We start from the raw sequence: 17,650 nt of genomic DNA, 5'->3' as shown, positions 1-17,650 counted from the left end.
GATGGCCGAATTCCGCGTCACCGTCCCCACCGCCGGAAATCCGGTGACCTGCCGGGACGACCAGACCATTCTCGACGCGTTCCTCCGCAACGGGGTGTGGTTGCCGAACTCGTGCAATCAGGGCACCTGCGGCACCTGCAAACTCCGCGTCGTGGCCGGCCACGTCGATCACGCGGGCTCGCCGGAATACACCCTCACCGCCGAGGAGCGTGCGCAGGGCCTGGCCCTGGGCTGCCAGAGCCGCCCCCGGTCCGATCTCGTGGTCGAGCCGCTCGCCGACACGACCGACGCGGTGGCGCGCTTCCCCCTGCGCGATGTCACGGCCACGGTGGTGTCGCTGGATCCGATCGCGCGCGACACCCGCCGCCTGGTGCTCGAGGTGGACGGCGCACTGGATTTCCTGCCGGGTCAATACGCGCAGCTGCACGTGCCGGGCACCGAATGCTGGCGGCCGTATTCGATGGCGAACTCACCGGCGCGTCCCCATCGCCTCGAATTCCACATCCGGTACAGCGACGGGGGTGTCGCCACCGGCTGGATCTTCCACGGCCTCACCGTCGGCGACCGGGTGGAGTTGCGCGGCCCGCTGGGCGATTTCGTGCTCGACGACGCCGACCACCCGCTGCTGCTGCTCGCCGGCGGCACCGGTCTTGCCCCGCTCAGCGCGATGCTGCGCGCGGCCCTCGAACGCGGGCACCGCTCGCCCATCCACCTCTACCACGGGGTCCGCGAGGAAGCCGACCTCTACGACGTCGAGTGGCTGAGCGAGCTGTCGCGGTCCCACCCGGATTTCCACTACACCCCCTGCCTGAGCCGCGGCGAGTGGAACGGCCGCACCGGTTACGTCGGCGACGCGGTGCTGGCCGACTTCGACAACCTCCGCGACTACAGCGGCTACCTCTGCGGCCCACCGGCCATGGTGGAGGCGGCAGGCCGAGCACTCAAACGCCGCCGCATGGCTCCCCGCCGCATCTTCCGCGAGAAGTTCACCGACGCGGTCACGGTCGGCCAGGAACTCGCCAGCGCGTAGCCGCGGGGTGGGCGGTGGATTCTCACCGGGTGTCGAGGATCAGCCATCCGCCGTGGTATTCGGCGACGGTGAAGGGGAGGCCGGTTTCGATGCCGAGGACCGACAGTTCGCCGGTGTCGAAGGTGCGGATGTGGCCGTAGGAGGGGTCGGGTTCGTCTTCGAAGGGCACCGCGACGATCACGCGTTGGGCGGCCAGCCGGACGGCTTCGGCGAGTACGGCGCGGCCGTGGGCGCGGTCGAGGTGTTCGAGCAGGTGCAGGACGGTGACCGTGTCGACGCACCGGTCGGGCAGGGGCACCGCGGCCGCGTCGCAGGACATGGTGCCGACGGCCGAACCGCGGGCCTGGGCGATGGTGCGCAGCAGGTTCATGCTGCCGGGGACGAGGTCGGTGGCCAGCACCCGGTGCTGGCCCGCGTCGGCGAGCAGCAGGGGGAAGAACCCGAAGCACGAGCCCATGTCCAGCACGCGGCCCGGCGGCACCAGGCCGAGCGCGCGGCGGTAGACGGGCGCGATCTGCGCGATGTGGGTGGGCGGCGGGTTCGGGCTGTCCCAACACCGGCGGATCTGGGCCAGGGTGTTGTCGTAGAACAGTCTCCAGGCCGCGGCGGGGTCGTCGGCGCAGGTGCGCACGACCCCGACGAAGACCCGCTCGAACATCTCCGGCGCGATCAGCTCCGCGTGGATCAGCTCGTCGACGATCATGCCGCCGAGGTTGTTGTCCAGCCGCTCGGGTGGCAGCCGGTGCACGATCTCCACCCGTCCCTCGGTCTCGCGCACGGTGAAGTGGGCGGTGCGCACGCCGGGCACCCACCAGCCCGCGCTCTGCTGGCTGCGGACCCGGACCGCACCGTCGTCGTAGCGGGTCCCGCCGGCCGGCGCGAGCGGGTTGAGCGGCCGCAGCGTCAGGCCGGTCATCGCCGCACCCCGGGAGCGGTGAATTCCTCGGCCACGGCGCCGAGTTCGCGCAGCCCGCGCACCACCTGCACGCGGTCGCACAGTTCGGCGTAGGCGGGCATGTCGCAGTCGCCCAGCCGCCAGGAGTACCGGGGTTCGGGGGTGAGCCAGATGGTTTCGCGGGCCCGGCGGGTGAGGTCGGCGAAGTCGGCCAGGCCGGGATCGTTGCCGTTGTTGCGGCCGTCGCCGAGGATCAGCAGGGTGGTGCGCCGGTTGACGGTGTGGGCGTGGTCGGCGACGAACTGCCGGAACACCGCACCGTAGTCGGAGTTGGCGTCGAGATCGATCAGGTCGCCGCCGAACAGCAGCCCGAGGGCCGATTCGGCGTGCTGTTCGGCGAACAGCGCGGTGGTCTCCACCACGTCGGCGACGAACGCGAACGACTGCACGCGCGCGAACATGTCCTGCAACGAGTGCACCAGGGTGAGCATGAAATGCGCGGTGGCGCGGACCGACAGGCTCACATCGGCGAGCACCACCACGCGCGGGCGGTCCTCGGCCGAGCGCACCGTCACCGGGGTGAACGGCACGCCGTCGAAGCGCATGCTGCGGCGCATGGTGCGCGCGGCGTCGACACGGCCCGCGGGGGCGACGGTGCGCCGGTGGGTGCGCGCGCCGTGCAGGGAGCGGGCCAGCCGCCGCAGGGTCACCTCGAGTTCGGCGCGTTCGGCACTGCCGATGTCCTCGACCGGCGCCCGGCGGCGGGCCTGTTGTCCACTCCGGCGTTCCAGCGCCAGCAGTGCCTGCGCGTGCCTGCGCACCGCCTCGGACAGGTCACCGACCACGGTGGCGGCCTGGATCTGCGCGTCGACGTCGTCCTCGGGCGGACCCAGCCAGCGCAGCAGCGCCTCCTGCTCGTCCAGGGTGAGCCCGGCGTCGACGCCGGCCGCGCCCGGCCCGGCCAGTTGCCCAGGGGCGCCGCCGGAACGCAGGCGTTGCGCGTCGAGCTGGATGCGGTAGCCGTCGCTGCCGACGACCTGGTTGCCCTGGGAGAAGGCGATCTCCTCGGTGGGCGCGGACAGGTCGATCATGCCCTCGTCCTCGGTGAGGTTGAACCGCGACGCGAGGTTGTCGGTGTCGAACAGATGCCGCACGTCCTCCGGACGCGCGCCTTGGCTGCCCGCGGTCTGCGACGGCAACCCCGAGAGGGTGAGTTCCTCCCAGTCGCCGGCGTAGGAACCGAGGTCGTCGGGGATGTCCGCCTCGCCGTCGACACCGGTCCGCTGCTGCTCGGCGCTGCCGATGCGGACCAGTCCGAAGAAGGCGTCGAACAATTCGCCGAACACCTCGGCGTCGCGCTGGTCCTTCACCAGCGCGGCCCGCAGTGCCCAGCGCAACCGGCCGCGATCGGTGAGCACACCGGGCTGGCCCGCGCACCGGATCGCGTCGATCGTCTCCGGCACCGACACGCGCACGCCGCGCGCACGCAGCAGGTGCACGAACCACTGCAGGGTCGCCTCCACGACTGCCCCCTACACGCCGCGCCTGCGCGCGAACGATCGCGCGCCCTGGCTGGAGGTCACGGTGGCGCGGGTGAGGGTCGCGGTGTGCGCGCCGTAGTAGCCGTCGTCGAATCGGCCCGCGTCGTCCTTGGCGGCCCGCACCGCGCGGCCGTCGTCCTCGGGCGCCGCCGCGGGCCGGGTGGGCGCGGTGCCGTCGAGCAGGCGCGGCAGTTCCTCGAGCGCGGTCCGCAGATCCTTGTCGTATTTGACGACCACCGACATGGTGTCGGAGAGCACCTGCCGCGACAGCGCCCGCACCTGCAGCACCGCCAGTGTGCGGGCCCAGTCCACGGTCTCGGAGATGCTCGGCGCCTTGCGCAGGTCGAGGCCGCGCAGCCCGCGCACGATCTCCACCAGTTCCGCGGCGAGGGAGTCGTCGAGTCCGGTGTTCTTGGACCGGATGATCTCGAGTTCGCGCTCGGCGTCGGGATAGTCGGCGAACAGGTGCAGGCAGCGCCGCTTGAGCGCGGCGGAGAGGTCGCGGGTGTTGTTGGAGGTCAGGATCACCAGCGGGGCCTGCCGGGCGGTGAAGGTGCCCACCTCGGGCACCGAGATCTGGTACTCGCCAAGGATTTCCAGCAGCACCGCCTCCAATGCCTCGTCGGCGCGGTCGATCTCGTCGATCAGCAGCACGACCGGTTCGGTGGAGCGGATCGCCTCGAGCAGCGGGCGCGGGCTCAGGAACCGCTCGGAGTAGAAGACGCTGTCGTGCGCGCCGATGCGGTCCACGGCTTCGCCGAGATCAGCGGTGTCGGCGACGAATTGGCCGATCTTCTCGCGCAGGATCTGGGTGTAGAGCAGCTGCCTGCCGTAGTCCCATTCGTAGAGCGCGCGGGTCTCGTCCTGGCCTTCGTAGCATTGCAGGCGCAACAGCTTGCGTCCGGTGGCCGCGGCCAGCGCTTTGGCCAGTTCGGTCTTGCCGACACCGGCGGGGCCCTCGATCAGCAGCGGCTTCTCCAGCCGCGTCATGAGGAAGACGGTGGTGGCGAGGCGTTCGTCGGGCAGGTAGCCCACGGCGGCCAGTGCGCTGTGCACGTCCTCCGTGCTGGCGAAGTGGTTCATCGGCGGTCCTTCCTGGCACGAGGGAAGCCCGGCTGTGGGACGAGCGGGGCGCACTCGTCCCACAGCCGGGGTCGGGATGGGTCAGCTGAGCAGGTCGTCCAGGCTGCCGTGCATGCAGTGCTCGACGACCGGGCGCACGGTCTCGAAGGTGCATTCCTTCGGGTTGCCCGGGGTGCAGGCGTCACCGAGGACGTGCCGGGTGATCCGGTCGATGTCCTCGTCGTTGCCCTTGATCACCGAGGCGTTCTCGTAGTACTTGGTCGGGCCCTGGCCCAGCCGGTTCTTCGAGTAGGTGTCCTTGGTGATGTCGGTGAACTTCTCCGGGATGCCCACGTCGCGCAGCAGCCGCACGGCCGCGCCCAGTGCCGCGTCGGCGGCCTGCACGTCGGTCATGCCGTAGGTGTCCACGCCCATCGCGCCCGCGATCTCGGCGAACTTCTTGTACGCCACCGGCATGTTGAACGCCCACACGCGCGGCAGCGCGATCGCGTTGTTCAGGCCGTGGTGGGTGTCGTAGAACGCCGACACCGCGTGCGAGATGGAGTGGATGATGCCGAGGCCGCCGGAGTTGAACGCCTGCGCCGCGATGTACTGGGCGTACATCATGCCCTCGCGGCCGGACAGCTCGGTCGGGTTCCAGGTGGCGGTGCGCAGGTTCTCCGCGACCAGCTTGATCGCGTAGAGCGCGTTGCCGATCGACGGGGTGAAGTTCAGCCGCGAGACGAACGGCTCCGAACCGTGCGCGAGCACGTCGAAACCGCACTGCGCGGTGTAGTCGGTCGGGCAGTCGAAGTACAGCACCGGGTCGTCGATGGCCAGGGTGGCGACCGAGGCGTCGTCGAAGGCGACGTACTTGTGCGGGTTGTCGGGATCGGTGGTGGTGTCGGTGATGACGTAGGCCCAGGAGGTCTCCGAGCCGGTGCCCGCGGTGGTCGAGACCGCGATGTGCGGCGGGTTCTTCGGGTTCTCCGACTTGTTGAAGCCCTCGAACTCGTTGATGTTGCGCCCGTCGTGGGCGATCGAGATGCGCGCGCCCTTACAGGCGTCGTGCGAGGAGCCGCCGCCGATGGACACGAAGCTGTCGCAGCCGTGCTGCTGGTACAGCGCGACCGCGTCCATCACGTTGTAGTCCTTGGGGTTCGACTCGACCTTGTCGTAGAGCACGACCTCGAGCCCGTGGTACTCGAGCGAGCCGACGATCTTGGGCACGATGTCGGTGCCGCGCAGGCCGCTGGTCATCACCAGTACCTTCTTGAAGCCGAGCTTCAGCGCCTCCGGCCCGATGATCTCGTGCGAGCCGGGGCCCAGCAGCGCCCGCGGGAAGGGGTGGAACTCCTTGATGGGGAATGGCTTGAGCAGCTCGTCTACCTGCATCGTGCGGTCCTTTCGCCTGATGATCGCGTTCCGGTGATCCGGTGCCAGCGACCGTATGGCGCCCGTCACAGGGGCCGGAAGCGATTCGGGCCGAAACTGCTCGGATGAAACGCGCAGGGTGTACCGATCGGCGGGACGCGCACTGACCGTTCGGACAGGTGTCGCGGACTACGACGGTTGCGCGCCGCCGCGGAGACGCGCACCGCACGGGCGGGGCGGGGGCGGCCTCATCCGTCGAGGCGGTCCAGCAGATCGTCGGCGGCCGCGCGTACCGCGCCGAGGGCGTCGTGGTGGCCGAGCAGGTGCAGGATCGCTTCGGGGATCAGTCGTTCGGCGTAGTCCGGCGCGGTCCCTTCGTCGGAGCGCATGTTGATCACGCTCTCCACCATCCGGAACGGCAGCAGTTCGGCGCCCTCGGCGTGGGCGGCCCGGGCGGCGGCCAGCACCTCGGCGGCGAACCGTTCGTAGTGGCCGCGCAGGTCGTCACGCTGGCGACGGAAGGCGGCGAAGCGCGCCGAGCGCAGCTCGGGCAACAGGTACAGGGCGCCGAGATTCCACCGCGCCGAACACAATTGGCGCACGTCGAACCGGGCCAGCGCGTACAGCCGCACCGCGGGGGCGACAGGTTCGGCCCGCAGCCGTTCGGCCAGGGCGAGCGGGCCGCTGACCGTCTCGGCGAGCAGCGCCTCGAGGATGTCGTCCTTGGCGGCGAAGTGGTGGTACAGGGAGGCCTGGCGGATGCCGACGGCGTCGGCGACCGCGCGGGTGGAGGTGCTGGCGTAGCCCTGGGTGGTGAACAGTTCGGCGGCGGCGTCGAGGATCTCCGCGCGTGGGGTGCGGCCCTGGCGGCGCCGCGGCGCGAGACGCGGACGACCGGGTCCGAGGGAGGTCACCTCCCCATTCTGGCGCATCGCCGGCGAGGGCGGCGGCGACGGCCCCGCGGCGCGTCCGGAATACCTGTCATATGACAGAAACATCGGAAATCCAGAAGTTACCGGGGGCAACGAGACGGAGACGTCGCCGTCACCGGCGATGTCATCGGGGTCGCAAAACTATCAACCGACAGATATTGGCCGCGACGCCGAAGGAAGCCCGCCCATGGCCACCACTCTCACACCCCCGTCGGACACCACCGACAGCACCGACAGCACCGACCTGCAACGGTTCGGTTATCAGCCCGTCCTGCACCGCAAGCTCGGCCGATACGCCTCCTTCGCGGCCGGGTTCTCGTTCGTCTCCATCCTCACCACGATCTTCCAGTTCTTCGGTTTCGGCTACGGATTCGGCGGCGCGGCCTTCTTCTGGACCTGGCCCGTCGTGTTCGCCGGGCAGCTGCTGGTGGCCTTGAACTTCGCGGAACTGGCTGCCCGGTACCCGATTTCGGGCTGCATCTACCAGTGGTCGCGGCGCCTGGCCGGAGAGACGATCGGCTGGTTCGCGGGCTGGATGATGATCATCGCCCAGATCGTCACCGCGGCCGCCGCCGCCATCGCACTACAGGTGGTGCTGCCCTCGATCTGGAGCGGGTTCCAGATCATCGGCGAGGACACCGCGCTCACCTCGCCGTCGGGCGCGATGAACGCCGTGCTGCTGGGCAGTGTGCTGCTGATCCTCACCACCCTGGTCAACGTCGTCGGCATCGAGTGGATGTCGCGCCTGAACACCATCGGGGTGACGATCGAGATCGTCGGGGTGCTCGCCGTCATCGGCGTGTTCTTCACCCACGTCGAGCGCGGCCCCGGCGTGGTGCTCGACACCACCGCCGCCGCGCCCGGCCCGTACTGGGCGGCGTTCCTGGTGTCCGGTCTGATGGCCGCCTACGTGATGGTCGGATTCGATTCCGCGGGTGAGCTTTCCGAGGAGACCAAGAACCCGCGCCGGGTCGCGCCGCGCACGATTCTGACGGCGCTGAGCGTGTCCGCGCTCGGCGGCGGGCTGATGCTGCTGGGGGCGCTGATGGCCGCGCCGAGCCTGACCGACGGCATGCTGGCCGCCGACGGACTGGCCTACGTGATCTCCGCCAAGCTCGACAGCCCCGCGGGCACCCTGCTGCTCGGCTGCGTGGCCGTGGCGATCCTGGTGTGCACGTTGGCGATCCAGACCGCGGGCTCACGGCTGATGTTCTCGATGGCCCGCGACGGCAAACTGCCGTTCGCCGCGCAGCTGGCGGCGGTGCATCCGCGCTTCGGCACACCGGTGCTGCCCGCGGTGGTGATCGGCGTCCTCGGGATCACGCTGCTGCTGGTGAATCTCGGCAACGCGGCGATCTTCTCGACGCTGGCCAGCGTCTGCATCGTCACGCTGTATGTCGCCTACCTGCTGGTGACCGTCCCGCTGCTGGTGCGGCGCCTGCGTGGCTGGCCGGCGGACGAGACCGCGCCGGCGGGGCTGTTCCGGCTGGGCCGCTTCGGCATTCCGGTCAACCTGCTCGCGGTGGTGTGGGGGCTGGCGATGGTGGTGAACCTGGCCTGGCCACGACCGGAGGTCTACACCCCCGAGGGCGGCGGCTGGTGGATGCTCTGGTCCGCGCCGCTGTTCCTGGCCGCGACCGTGGGCGTCGGCGTCGCCGTGCAGCGCCTGGTGACCATGAGCGCCGGACGCCGCGCCGTGCCCGCCGTCGCCCCCGCCTGACCCCGCCGATCCGACCCGTCGAGTCGGGCTCGCCGAGTCGGGCTCGTCGATCCGAGAAGAAGGACTGTCGATGACCGCATCCACCACCCTGGCCAGGGCGCACGCCCGTGCCCAGGAGGCCGCCGCCACCGTCGCCACCCCGGACCTGCCCGCCGACGTGCCCGCCGAGGCGATCACCTTCGCGCGGCGGATTCCGCCGGGCGGCTACGCGAACGTCGTGCTCGGCCGGGGCACCCGGGTGCGCCTGGCCGATCCCGCCGGCCACGCGTGCGCGCACCTGTTGCTGCTGCGGGCCGAGGCGCCATGGGAGCGGCTGAACGTCGCCGACACGGTGAAGGTGCCCTGGCAGGCCTACCTGGGCCAGGGACACCCGCTGCTGTCGGACCAGGGCCGCCTGCTCGCCACCGTGCTCGCCGACGGGTCCGGCCACCACGACGCGCTGTGCGGGCCGGGCCCCGCGGCACGGGCGGGGCTGCGGCTGGCGGCGGCCAAGCACGGACTCGACCCCCGCGACGTCGGCCCGAGCCTGTCGTTCTTCCGCGGCGTGCGGGTCGCGGCCGACGGCGCGCTGACGCCCACCGGCGGCGCGGGCGCGGGCGCGGCGGTGGACCTGCTGATCCATCTGCCGGTCACGCTGCTGGTCGTCGATGCCGAGCATCCGCTCGACCCGGCCCCCGTCACCGACCTCGACGTCGTCGCCTGGGCCGCACCCGAACTGCTCGCCGAAAACCACAGCGACGAACCGGAATACCGCCGCGCCCGCCACAACACCGAGGAGGCGTGGCGGGCCGCCCGTTCGAAGGAGAACCAGCGATGAGCACCCGCGCGCGCACCGTCGTGCTGGACGAGACCGTGCCCGCCCGCGCCCCCTGGTCGGCGGTGGTGGCGGCGGGCGATCAGCTCGAGATCATCGATCTGCACGGCAACCAGGCCGTGGACTGCCTGCTCTACGCCGCCGCCGACCACAGCGACCGCTACAGCGCCCAGGCCACCGTCGCCGCGCAGCGCAACATCTTCCTGACCACCGGCAGCGTGCTGCGCACCGACAACGGCACCGCGCTGATGACCGTCGTCGCCGACGACGTGGGCAACCACGACACCGTCGCGGGCGCCTGCTCCCAGGAATCCAACACCCTGCGCTACGGCCACCACACCCGCGATCAGCACGCCTGCGTGGAGAACTTCCTCACCGCGGCGATGGTGTGGGGGCTGGGCAAGCGCGATCTGGTGTCGAACATCAACTGGTTCATGAACGTGCCGGTGGAGCCCGACGGCACGCTCGGCATCGTCGACGGCCGATCGGCGCCGGGCAAGAAGGTCGTGCTGCGCGCCGAGATCGACACCCTCGTGCTGGTGTCCAACTGCCCGCAGATCAACAACCCCTGCAACGGCTTCGACCCGACGCCGGTGCGGATGGTCGTCACGCGCTGACCGCGCACCGCTCGAACGGAGGTACCCCGATGAACCCTGGCACCGTCCTCGCTCCGGCCCCGGCCGTCCATCCCGCTCCCACCCCGCGGTGCGAGGTGGTGCGCCCCGGCATGCTGACCACCGTGCAGGACTGGCCCGGCCGGGTCGGCTACTGGCATGTCGGGGTGCCGCCCTCGGGTCCGATGGACGACCTGTCGTTCCGGCTCGGCAACCGGGCACTCGGCAACGCCGAGGGGGCCGCCGGCCTGGAGTGCACACTCGCCGGGCCCGCACTGCGGTTCCCGGTGGCGACCCGGGTCTGCGTCACCGGCGCACCCGCCGACGTGCGCGTCGACGGGGTGCCGGTGCCGCAGTGGCGGCCGGTGGTGGTGCCGGCGGGCGGCGTGCTCGACGTGGGCGCGGTGCGCGGGCCGGGCATGCGGTGCTACGTGCTCGTCGCGGGTGGGTTCGCGGTGCGGCCGTATCTGGGCAGCGCGGCCACGTTCACACTCGGCGGATTCGGGGGCGGCACCGGCGCGGCCGTGCGAGCCGGTGACCTGCTGGATCTGACTCCCGACCACGGCCGCCCTGGCACCGCCGTCCCGGCCGAGGCACGGCCGGCGTTCACCCGCCGGTGGGAGCTGGCGGTCACCGAGGGGCCACACGGTGCGCCGGAGTTCTTCATCCGCGCCGACATCGACACGATCCTGAGCACCGCCTACGAGGTGCACTTCAACTCCGACCGCACCGGCGTGCGGTTGATCGGACCCAAACCGCGCTGGGCCCGCGCCGACGGCGGCGAGGCGGGCCTGCACCCGTCGAACATCCACGACACCGCGTATTCGATCGGCGCGCTGGACTTCACCGGCGACACCCCGATCCTGCTCGGGCCGGACGGGCCGAGCCTGGGCGGCTTCGTCTGCCCGGTCACCGTGGTCGCCGCCGAGCGCTGGAAGCTCGGCCAGCTGTGCCCCGGCGACCTGGTCCGGTTCGTCCCGGTGCGGGCGGAGCGGGCCGCCGCCCTGCGCGAGCTGGGTCCGGCCCGGCGGGCGGCCTGGCCGGTGGTGCTCTCCGACGGCGGCGACGGCGACGACGGGGTGCTGGGCAGGGCCGACGGCGACCAGCACACCCGCGTCACCTACCGCCGCGCGGGCGACGACGGCGTGCTCGTGGAGTACGGCGAGATGACCCTCGATCTGGGCCTGCGGGCCCGCGTGCACGCCCTGCACCAGCATCTGCTCGCGCGCGCCGAACCCGGCATCACCGAACTCACCCCGGGCGTGCGGTCGCTGCAGGTGCGCACCGACCCGGACCGGCTGCCGACCCCGAAACTGCTGGACCTGCTGACCGAGGCGGAGTCCGCCCTGCCCGCCGCCGACGACCTGGTGGTGCCCAGCCGCACCGTGCACCTGCCGTTGTCCTGGGACGACCCGGCGACCCGTGAGGCCATCACCCGCTACATGCACGGCGTGCGCGCGGACGCGCCGTGGTGCCCGTGGAACATCGAGTTCATCCGCCGGATGAACGGCTTGTCCTCGGTGCGCGAGGTGTTCGACACCGTGTTCGCCGCCGAATATCTCGTGCTCGGGCTGGGCGATGTGTATCTGGGCGCGCCGGTGGCGACGCCGACCGATCCGCGGCACCGGCTGGTCACCACCAAATACAACCCGGCCCGCACCTGGACACCGCAGAACGCGGTCGGCATCGGCGGCGCCTACCTGTGCATCTACGGCATGGAGGGGCCCGGTGGCTACCAGTTCGTCGGCCGCACCACCCAGGTCTGGAACCACCGCGGCACCGACGGGGCGGACCCGTGGCTGCTGCGCTGGTTCGACCGGATCCGCTGGTATCCGGTGTCGGCGGAGGAACTGCTCGACCTGCGCGCCGACGTCGCCGCCGGGCGCGGGCGGCTGCACGCCGAGGACGGCGAGTTCCGGCTGGCCGACTACCGGCGGTTCCTCGCCGAGAACGCCGAGTCCATCGCGGAGTTCCGTGCGAACCAAGCGAAAGCCTTTGCCGCCGAGCGCCGTTCGTGGCACTCGTCGGGTGAGTTGACGGGAGACCAGCAGTGACCGTGTGGATCCACCGCCGCGCCGACGCCGAGGTGGCGGCCGAGCGCGCCGCCGCGACCGGACCGCTGGCCGGGTTGCGGCTGGCGGTCAAGGACAATGTGGACGTGGCGGGGCTGCCGACCACCGCCGGGTGCCCGGCCTACGCCTACCTGCCCGACACCGACGCCCCCGCCGTCGCCGCTCTGCGCGCGGCGGGCGCCGTGGTGGTCGGCAAGACCAACCTGGACCAGTTCGCGACCGGGCTGGTCGGCACCCGGTCGCCCTACGGCGCGGTACCGGACGCGCGCCGTCCCGAATTCGTCTCCGGCGGTTCGAGTTCCGGCTCGGCGGTGGCCGTGGCGCGCGGGGAGGCCGATCTCGCGATCGGTACCGACACCGCCGGTTCGGGCCGGGTGCCCGCCGCGTTCCAAGGACTGGTCGGCATCAAACCGACCGTCGGCGTGGTGCGCACCGACGGAGTGGTCCCGGCGTGCCGGTCCTACGACTGCGTCACGATCTTCGCCGCCGATCCGGCGACGGCCGACCGCGCGATGGGGGTACTGGCGGCCGGGGCCGCCGGGCGGCCGTGGCCGGCCGACGCGCGGCTGGCCGCGCCGCCGAACCCGGTCGTGGCGGTATTCGACACGTTGCCCGAACTCGACGAGGTCTGGCGGGCGGCGTTCGCGGGGACCGTCGACGCGTTGCGCGGGCGGGGCGTGACCGTCGTGCCGATCGACCCCGCCCCGTTCCTGGCCGCCGCGCGGCTGCTCTACGACGGCGCACTCGTCGCCGAACGTTATTCGGCGGTGGGCGAATTCGTCGATGCCCACCCCGGGGAGGTCGACCCGACGGTCGGCGCCATCATCGGCGCCGCCCGCACCCATCCGGCCCACCGCCTGGTCTCCGATCTGGCGGAGCTGGACCGGCTGCGCGGCCTGGCGATGGCGAGCCTGGCCGGGGCCGACGCCCTGCTGGCCCCGACCGCACCGGGCCAGCCGACCCTGGCCGAGGTCGCCGCTGACCCGATCGGCGTGAACGCCCGACTCGGCACCTACACCAATTTCGCCAACCTGTTCGATCTGTGCGCGGTGGCCGTCCCCGCGGGCACCGCCGGCGCGGCGCAGTTCGGCGTCACCGTCTTCGCCCGCGCCTTCGAGGACGCGGTGGCGCTCGACATCGCCGCGCTGATCCGGCCGGACGCCGCGCTCGCACCCGTCAGCTGGCCTGCCCGGGTCGCGCCGACGCAGGAGCTGATCGTCTTCGGCGCCCACCTGCGCGACCAGCCCCTCGCCTCGCAGCTCACCGATCTCGGCGCGCGCTGGGCGGGCGAGGTGCGCACCGCCCCGCGCTACCGCTTGGCCGCGCTGAAGACGACCCCGCCGAAACCCGCGCTGACCCGGGTCGGCGAGGCCGAGACCGGGGTCGCGATCGCCGGGGAACGCTGGCTGCTCTCCCCCGCCGCGCTCGGTCGCTTCCTGGCCGCCCTGCCCGCCCCCATGCACCTGGGCGCGGTGGAACTCGCCGACGGCAGCTGGGCCACCGGCTTCGGCTGCGAAGGCGCCGCCGCGGCCGCGGCCACCGACATCAGCGCCTACGGCGGATGGCGGGCGGCACTGGCGGCGAACGCGGTCTGAGCGCCCGGAAAATGCGTTGAACGCGGCGGCCGCACCGGATACCAAGATCGCGTGAACGAATCGAGCGACGGCACCGCCGCGGTGCACCTGCGCAGGATCACCGCCGACAACGTCTACCGGGTGTGCACACTCAGCGACACCCTGTCGGCCGACCAGCGCGGCATGGTGGCCGACAACGGGATCTCCCTCGCGGAGGCGCACTTCGCGGACGCGGCCTGGTACCGCGCCGTCTACCTGGGCGAGGAGCCGATCGGCTTCCTGCTGCTCGACCTCGGCATGGACCCCGACGAGCCCGGCGTCTCGCTGTGGCGGTTCATGATCGCCGGGCCGCACCAGGGCAGAGGCTACGGCCGCCGGGTCCTCGAGACGGTGGTCGAGCGCCTGCGCGCCCGCGGCACCACCAGCCTCTACACCAGCTACGGGCAGGGCCCCGGCAGTCCCGAGGGCTTCTATCGTTCCCTCGGCTTCGAGCCCACCGGAGAGCTGGTCGAGGACGAAATCGAGGCCGTGCTGCGCTGGTGATTCGGCGGCGGTGTCACACGGCGGGCGTGGCCGGTGTCTGGATGGGCGAACATCCGTCACCCAAGGAGTACTCGATGAACCTCGCCCTGTGGATCGCCGCCGGACTGCTCGCCTTCGTCGCGCTCGGCGGCGGTGTCGGCAAGACGTTCTTCCCGGTCGAGAAGCTGGCCGCCGCGCCGGGCGGCGGCTGGACCACGGCCGTGCGTCCCGGCTTCGTCAGGACGCTCGGCGGCGTCGAACTGCTGGCGGCGGCCGGTCTGATCCTGCCGCCGCTGCTCGGCATCGCCCCGGCGCTGGTGCCGGTGACCGCCGCCTGCTGGGTGGTGCTGATGATCGGTGCGATCATCACCCATGTCCGGCACGACGGGTGGGGCGTGTTCGTCGCCCTGAACGTGACCTACCTCGTCCTGGCGGCGTTCATCGCCTGGGGCCGGTTCGGGCCGCAGCCCTTCGCGGCCTGAGCACCCCGCCGGACAGGAAGGAGACCCACCGTCATGAGCACCGCCGACGCCGCGACCGACGCCTTCGTCGCACACCGCAACCTGCTCTTCACCGTCGCCTACGAGATGCTCGGTTCGGCCGCCGATGCCGAGGACGTGCTCCAGGAGACGTGGTTGCGCTGGCGCACGGTCGATCGTGACCAGGTGCGCGACGACCGCGCCTACCTGGTGCGGATCACCACCCGCCAGTCGCTCAACCGGCTGCGCACGCTGCAACGACGCAAGGAGTCCTACGTCGGTCCGTGGCTGCCCGAGCCGCTGCTCACCACGCCCGACATCGCCGAGGACGCCGAACTCGCCGAGAGCCTGTCGATGGCGATGATGCTGGTGCTGGAGACGCTGGCGCCGACCGAACGGGCGGTGTTCGTGCTGCGCGAGGTCTTCGACTTCGGCTACGACGAGATCGCCGCCGCCGTCGGCAAGACGCCGACGGCGGTGCGCCAGATCGCGCACCGGGCGCGCAAGCACGTCGAGGCCCGTCGCCCGCGGGAGGCGGTGTCGGCGAGCCGGACGCGGGAGGTGCTCGAACAGTTCCAACGGGCGATCGAGACCAGGGACCTGAGCGGCCTGCTCGAACTGCTGGCCCCCGAGGTCGTGCTCGTCGGCGACGGCGGTGGCGTCAAGCAGGCGGTGCTGCGGCCGATTCTCGGCGCGCGCAAGGTCGCCACCCTCTTCCTCGGCGGACTGCGCAAGGTACCGGGGGCGCTGACCCTCGGTCTCACCCACGTCAACGGCAGCCCGGCGCTGGTGGTGTACCTCGACGGCGAGCTCGACGGGGTGATGGCCGTCGACCACGACGGCGCGCACATCACCGGTATGTACTACGTCCGCAATCCGCACAAGCTGACCCATCTCGGCGCGGAGACGCCGCTGACGGTCAGCCGCGGGTGAAGGTGCCCATGCCGTCCTGGTCGTAGTACTCGAGGGTCAACCGGTCGCCGTCGAACCGGGCCTGCGACACCGTGCCCGGGTCGGCGCCCTCGCCGGACGGGGTGAAGGCGAAGGTGTCGCCGTCCCAGTGCCGCAGCGGCACGACGGTGCCGGCCGGGCCGAGGGTGACGGTCAGCTCGTCGCCGCGGACGGCGACGGTGGCGGGGCCGTAGTAGGCGTTGGCGTAGGTGCCCGCGTAGTCGGTCAGGGGACGGGCGGGTGCGGGCGCCCGCGGCGGCTCCTTGCCGACGAGGTCGCCCTTCGGGGCGTCGAGTTGATCGAAGGCTTCGGTGTAGAGTCCGCGCCAGTCCTCGCGCACCTCGCCGAACTGCACCAGGTCGGCGAACTCGGCGTTGAGCGTCTCCGGGACACCGCGCGGCGCGGCGTTGGTGAGCGTCACGATGCCGACCCCGGCCGAGGGGATCATCGTGAACGCGGTGCCGGCGCCGAGATTGAACGCACCGGAATGGCTGAGCACCACCCGGCCCGCCGGGGAGGTGCCGACGTTGAAGCCGAAGCCGTAGAACCCCGCCCTGGCATCGGGGTTCGCGGGCGGCGCGGACATCATCTGCGGGGAGACCGCGGGCAGCAGCGCCGCGGGCGGCACGATCTCGCGACCCTCGACGCTGCCGTCGCCCAGCATCATGGTCAGCCACCGCGTCATGTCGCGGGCCGACGAGCTGACCCCGCCCGCGGGCGACTGCGCGTCCGGTCGGCGCGGTGGATCGGCGGGCCGGTAGGCGCCGTCGACGAGAACGTGGCCGACCGCCCGGTCGCCGCGGGCGACGAAATCGGCGTAGCGCGAACTGGTCGCCGTCATCCCGAGCGGTTCGTAGATCTCGCGCTGCGACAGCGTCTCCCAGTCGGTGCCCGCCGCCTGCGCGACCGCGGACGCCGCCGCTGTCAGGCCGAAGTTGGTGTAGGCGTAGGAATCGCGGAACGGCGCCAGCGGCAGCTGCCGCAGCCGCGCCAGGATCGCCGCGCGGTCGTAGCCGAGATCCTCCAGCAGATCACCGGCGTGGTCGGGCAGCCCCGAGCGATGCGCGTACAGATCCCCCACCGTGACGTGGTCGCCGACGTAGGGGTCGGCGAGGGTGAACTCCGGCGACAGTCGCCGCACCGGCGTGTCCCACGCCACCCGGCCCGCGGCCACCTCCCGCGCCACCACCGTCGCGCCGATCGGCTTGGACAGCGAGGCCAGCTGGAACACCGTGTCCGGGCCGACCGGCTCCCCGGTCGTGACGTCCCGGACGCCGAACCCCTTGCTGTAGACCACTTTTCCGTCGTGCACGACGGCCACCGCCATGCCGGGGATCTTCGTGGCGTCCATGAGTTCGCCCGCGATGCGGTCGAGTTCGCCGACCGCCCGGTCCACCTGGCCGTCCGGGATCGCCACCCCCGCGACCTCGTTCGGCGGTAGCTCTCCCGTCGCGGCCGGAGATCGCGGTGCCGAGTTGGTCGTCGCCGCGTCACCGCCGGAGTCGTCGGCGCAGGCTCCGACGACGAGCCCCAGCGCCAGCAGCCCCACGGCCACGCGTCGACGACCCGGCACGGCCCTCACCTCCTCGGACGAGTTGCACGGCACAGTGCGTCGAGCCTAGCCCCGGCAACCGCCCGGCAACGCCGAATCGGGGAAGACCGGAAGGTTGCCGGTCAGTTCCCCTCGGGCCCCGCACCGTGATTCGGATTCGTGCAGATCGTCCCCTCACACGGCACCTGACTGCCGTCCCCGTTGGGGTTGGACATCATCGGCACGGACGGCGCGGGCGGCGCCGGATTCGATCCCGGATTCGGCCCGGGCGCGGGATTCGGCTGCGACGCGCCGTGCTCGTCGTGCGGCGCCGCCGAGGTCGGGGCGGTCGGCGGCGGTGTGGACACCGATGTCGCGGTGACCGTGGTGCGGCTGGTGCCGGTCGTCGGGGTCGGCGACGAATCGTCCGAACATCCCGCGGCCAACACGCCCGCCAGCGCCACGGCGACGACCAGCTTCTTCATCGGAACCCTCCCCTTCAGGCGGCCGGTCGCCCGGCAGCCAAGCAATTGATCGGC

The 17,650-nt window shown here is 71.9% G+C and carries 16 protein-coding genes; 10 read left to right on the top strand and 6 right to left on the bottom strand.

All coding sequences use genetic code 11. The features are described from left to right. Window position 1 precedes the first annotated feature (1 nt). Window positions 2–1,030 (top strand): 2Fe-2S iron-sulfur cluster-binding protein, encoded by a 1,029-nt coding sequence (locus CRM89_RS04265; protein ID WP_098083280.1) that lies wholly within the window; start codon window positions 2–4, stop codon window positions 1,028–1,030. Window positions 1,031–1,052: 22 nt separating this feature from the next. Here the strand turns inward: CRM89_RS04265 and mftM are convergent, their stop codons facing one another. The 5 genes from mftM to CRM89_RS04240 form a co-directional block, all read right to left on the bottom strand. After that, a complete protein-coding gene (mftM, locus tag CRM89_RS04260; RefSeq protein WP_060591958.1) occupies window positions 1,053–1,946 on the bottom strand; it encodes a mycofactocin oligosaccharide methyltransferase MftM in 894 nt (297 codons plus the stop codon). Beyond that, window positions 1,943–3,448: a VWA domain-containing protein gene (locus tag CRM89_RS04255; protein ID WP_098083279.1), complete on the bottom strand. Its 1,506-nt coding sequence runs from the start codon at window positions 3,446–3,448 to the stop codon at window positions 1,943–1,945. The genes mftM and CRM89_RS04255 overlap by 4 nt, the downstream gene beginning before the upstream one ends. Before the next feature lie 9 nt (window positions 3,449–3,457). After that, window positions 3,458–4,549 carry a MoxR family ATPase gene (locus CRM89_RS04250; RefSeq protein ID WP_011208757.1) on the bottom strand — a complete coding sequence of 364 codons (1,092 nt, stop codon included), beginning with the start codon at window positions 4,547–4,549 and terminating at the stop codon, window positions 3,458–3,460. Window positions 4,550–4,630: 81 nt separating this feature from the next. Beyond that, window positions 4,631–5,923 carry an NDMA-dependent methanol dehydrogenase gene (gene mdo, locus CRM89_RS04245; RefSeq protein ID WP_011208756.1) on the bottom strand — a complete coding sequence of 431 codons (1,293 nt, stop codon included), beginning with the start codon at window positions 5,921–5,923 and terminating at the stop codon, window positions 4,631–4,633. A 227-nt stretch (window positions 5,924–6,150) separates the two neighbouring features. Further along, window positions 6,151–6,816, bottom strand: coding sequence for a TetR/AcrR family transcriptional regulator (locus CRM89_RS04240; protein WP_041560891.1), 666 nt, complete (start codon window positions 6,814–6,816; stop codon window positions 6,151–6,153). A 205-nt stretch (window positions 6,817–7,021) separates the two neighbouring features. Here CRM89_RS04240 and CRM89_RS04235 point away from each other — a divergent pair, with 205 nt between their 5' ends. The 8 genes from CRM89_RS04235 (at window position 7,022) to CRM89_RS04200 (ending at window position 15,562) form a co-directional block, all read left to right on the top strand. After that, on the top strand, window positions 7,022–8,554 hold the full coding sequence (locus tag CRM89_RS04235; RefSeq protein WP_098083278.1) for an amino acid permease: 1,533 nt from the start codon (window positions 7,022–7,024) through the stop codon (window positions 8,552–8,554). A 70-nt stretch (window positions 8,555–8,624) separates the two neighbouring features. Further along, window positions 8,625–9,371: a DUF1989 domain-containing protein gene (locus CRM89_RS04230; protein WP_098083277.1), complete on the top strand. Its 747-nt coding sequence runs from the start codon at window positions 8,625–8,627 to the stop codon at window positions 9,369–9,371. Beyond that, complete coding sequence (locus CRM89_RS04225; protein ID WP_098083276.1) at window positions 9,368–9,985, top strand: urea amidolyase associated protein UAAP2; 618 nt, start codon at window positions 9,368–9,370, stop codon at window positions 9,983–9,985. Before CRM89_RS04230 ends, CRM89_RS04225 begins: the two co-directional genes overlap by 4 nt. Before the next feature lie 29 nt (window positions 9,986–10,014). Beyond that, window positions 10,015–12,036: a 5-oxoprolinase/urea amidolyase family protein gene (locus CRM89_RS04220; protein ID WP_098083275.1), complete on the top strand. Its 2,022-nt coding sequence runs from the start codon at window positions 10,015–10,017 to the stop codon at window positions 12,034–12,036. Continuing rightward, the gene (atzF, locus tag CRM89_RS04215) at window positions 12,033–13,649 is read left to right on the top strand and encodes an allophanate hydrolase (protein WP_098083274.1); all 1,617 of its coding nucleotides are present in this window, start codon (window positions 12,033–12,035) and stop codon (window positions 13,647–13,649) included. Before CRM89_RS04220 ends, atzF begins: the two co-directional genes overlap by 4 nt. A 51-nt stretch (window positions 13,650–13,700) precedes the next feature. Further along, window positions 13,701–14,171: a GNAT family N-acetyltransferase gene (locus tag CRM89_RS04210; protein ID WP_229434982.1), complete on the top strand. Its 471-nt coding sequence runs from the start codon at window positions 13,701–13,703 to the stop codon at window positions 14,169–14,171. Window positions 14,172–14,245: 74 nt separating this feature from the next. Next, complete coding sequence (locus tag CRM89_RS04205) at window positions 14,246–14,632, top strand: DoxX family protein (protein ID WP_086839004.1); 387 nt, start codon at window positions 14,246–14,248, stop codon at window positions 14,630–14,632. Between the two features lie 33 nt (window positions 14,633–14,665). After that, window positions 14,666–15,562 carry an RNA polymerase sigma-70 factor gene (locus tag CRM89_RS04200; protein WP_098083273.1) on the top strand — a complete coding sequence of 299 codons (897 nt, stop codon included), beginning with the start codon at window positions 14,666–14,668 and terminating at the stop codon, window positions 15,560–15,562. Here the strand turns inward: CRM89_RS04200 and CRM89_RS04195 are convergent. Beyond that, on the bottom strand, window positions 15,549–17,162 hold the full coding sequence (locus CRM89_RS04195) for a serine hydrolase (RefSeq protein WP_371391958.1): 1,614 nt from the start codon (window positions 17,160–17,162) through the stop codon (window positions 15,549–15,551). The genes CRM89_RS04200 and CRM89_RS04195 overlap by 14 nt on opposite strands. 171 nt (window positions 17,163–17,333) lie before the next feature. Between CRM89_RS04195 and CRM89_RS30730 the strand changes: the two genes are divergently transcribed. Then, window positions 17,334–17,645, top strand: a complete 312-nt coding sequence (locus tag CRM89_RS30730) for a hypothetical protein (RefSeq protein WP_172964438.1) — start codon at window positions 17,334–17,336, stop codon at window positions 17,643–17,645. The last annotated feature ends 5 nt before the right edge of the window (window positions 17,646–17,650 follow it).

It is taken from the genome of Nocardia sp. FDAARGOS_372, assembly GCF_002554515.1.
Classification (GTDB): domain Bacteria; phylum Actinomycetota; class Actinomycetes; order Mycobacteriales; family Mycobacteriaceae; genus Nocardia; species Nocardia farcinica.
This window is presented reverse-complemented; position numbering and strand designations above follow the sequence as displayed.

Coding starts and splice junctions, on each gene's coding strand:
- CRM89_RS04235 (WP_098083278.1), top strand. CDS start 7,022: ATGGCCACCACTCTCACACCCCCGTCGGACACCACCGACAGCACCGAC.
- CRM89_RS04265 (WP_098083280.1), top strand. CDS start 2: ATGGCCGAATTCCGCGTCACCGTCCCCACCGCCGGAAATCCGGTGACC.
- mftM (WP_060591958.1), bottom strand. CDS start 1,946: ATGACCGGCCTGACGCTGCGGCCGCTCAACCCGCTCGCGCCGGCCGGC.
- CRM89_RS04205 (WP_086839004.1), top strand. CDS start 14,246: ATGAACCTCGCCCTGTGGATCGCCGCCGGACTGCTCGCCTTCGTCGCG.
- CRM89_RS04250 (WP_011208757.1), bottom strand. CDS start 4,549: ATGAACCACTTCGCCAGCACGGAGGACGTGCACAGCGCACTGGCCGCC.
- CRM89_RS04225 (WP_098083276.1), top strand. CDS start 9,368: ATGAGCACCCGCGCGCGCACCGTCGTGCTGGACGAGACCGTGCCCGCC.
- CRM89_RS04220 (WP_098083275.1), top strand. CDS start 10,015: ATGAACCCTGGCACCGTCCTCGCTCCGGCCCCGGCCGTCCATCCCGCT.
- CRM89_RS04200 (WP_098083273.1), top strand. CDS start 14,666: ATGAGCACCGCCGACGCCGCGACCGACGCCTTCGTCGCACACCGCAAC.
- CRM89_RS04230 (WP_098083277.1), top strand. CDS start 8,625: ATGACCGCATCCACCACCCTGGCCAGGGCGCACGCCCGTGCCCAGGAG.
- mdo (WP_011208756.1), bottom strand. CDS start 5,923: ATGCAGGTAGACGAGCTGCTCAAGCCATTCCCCATCAAGGAGTTCCAC.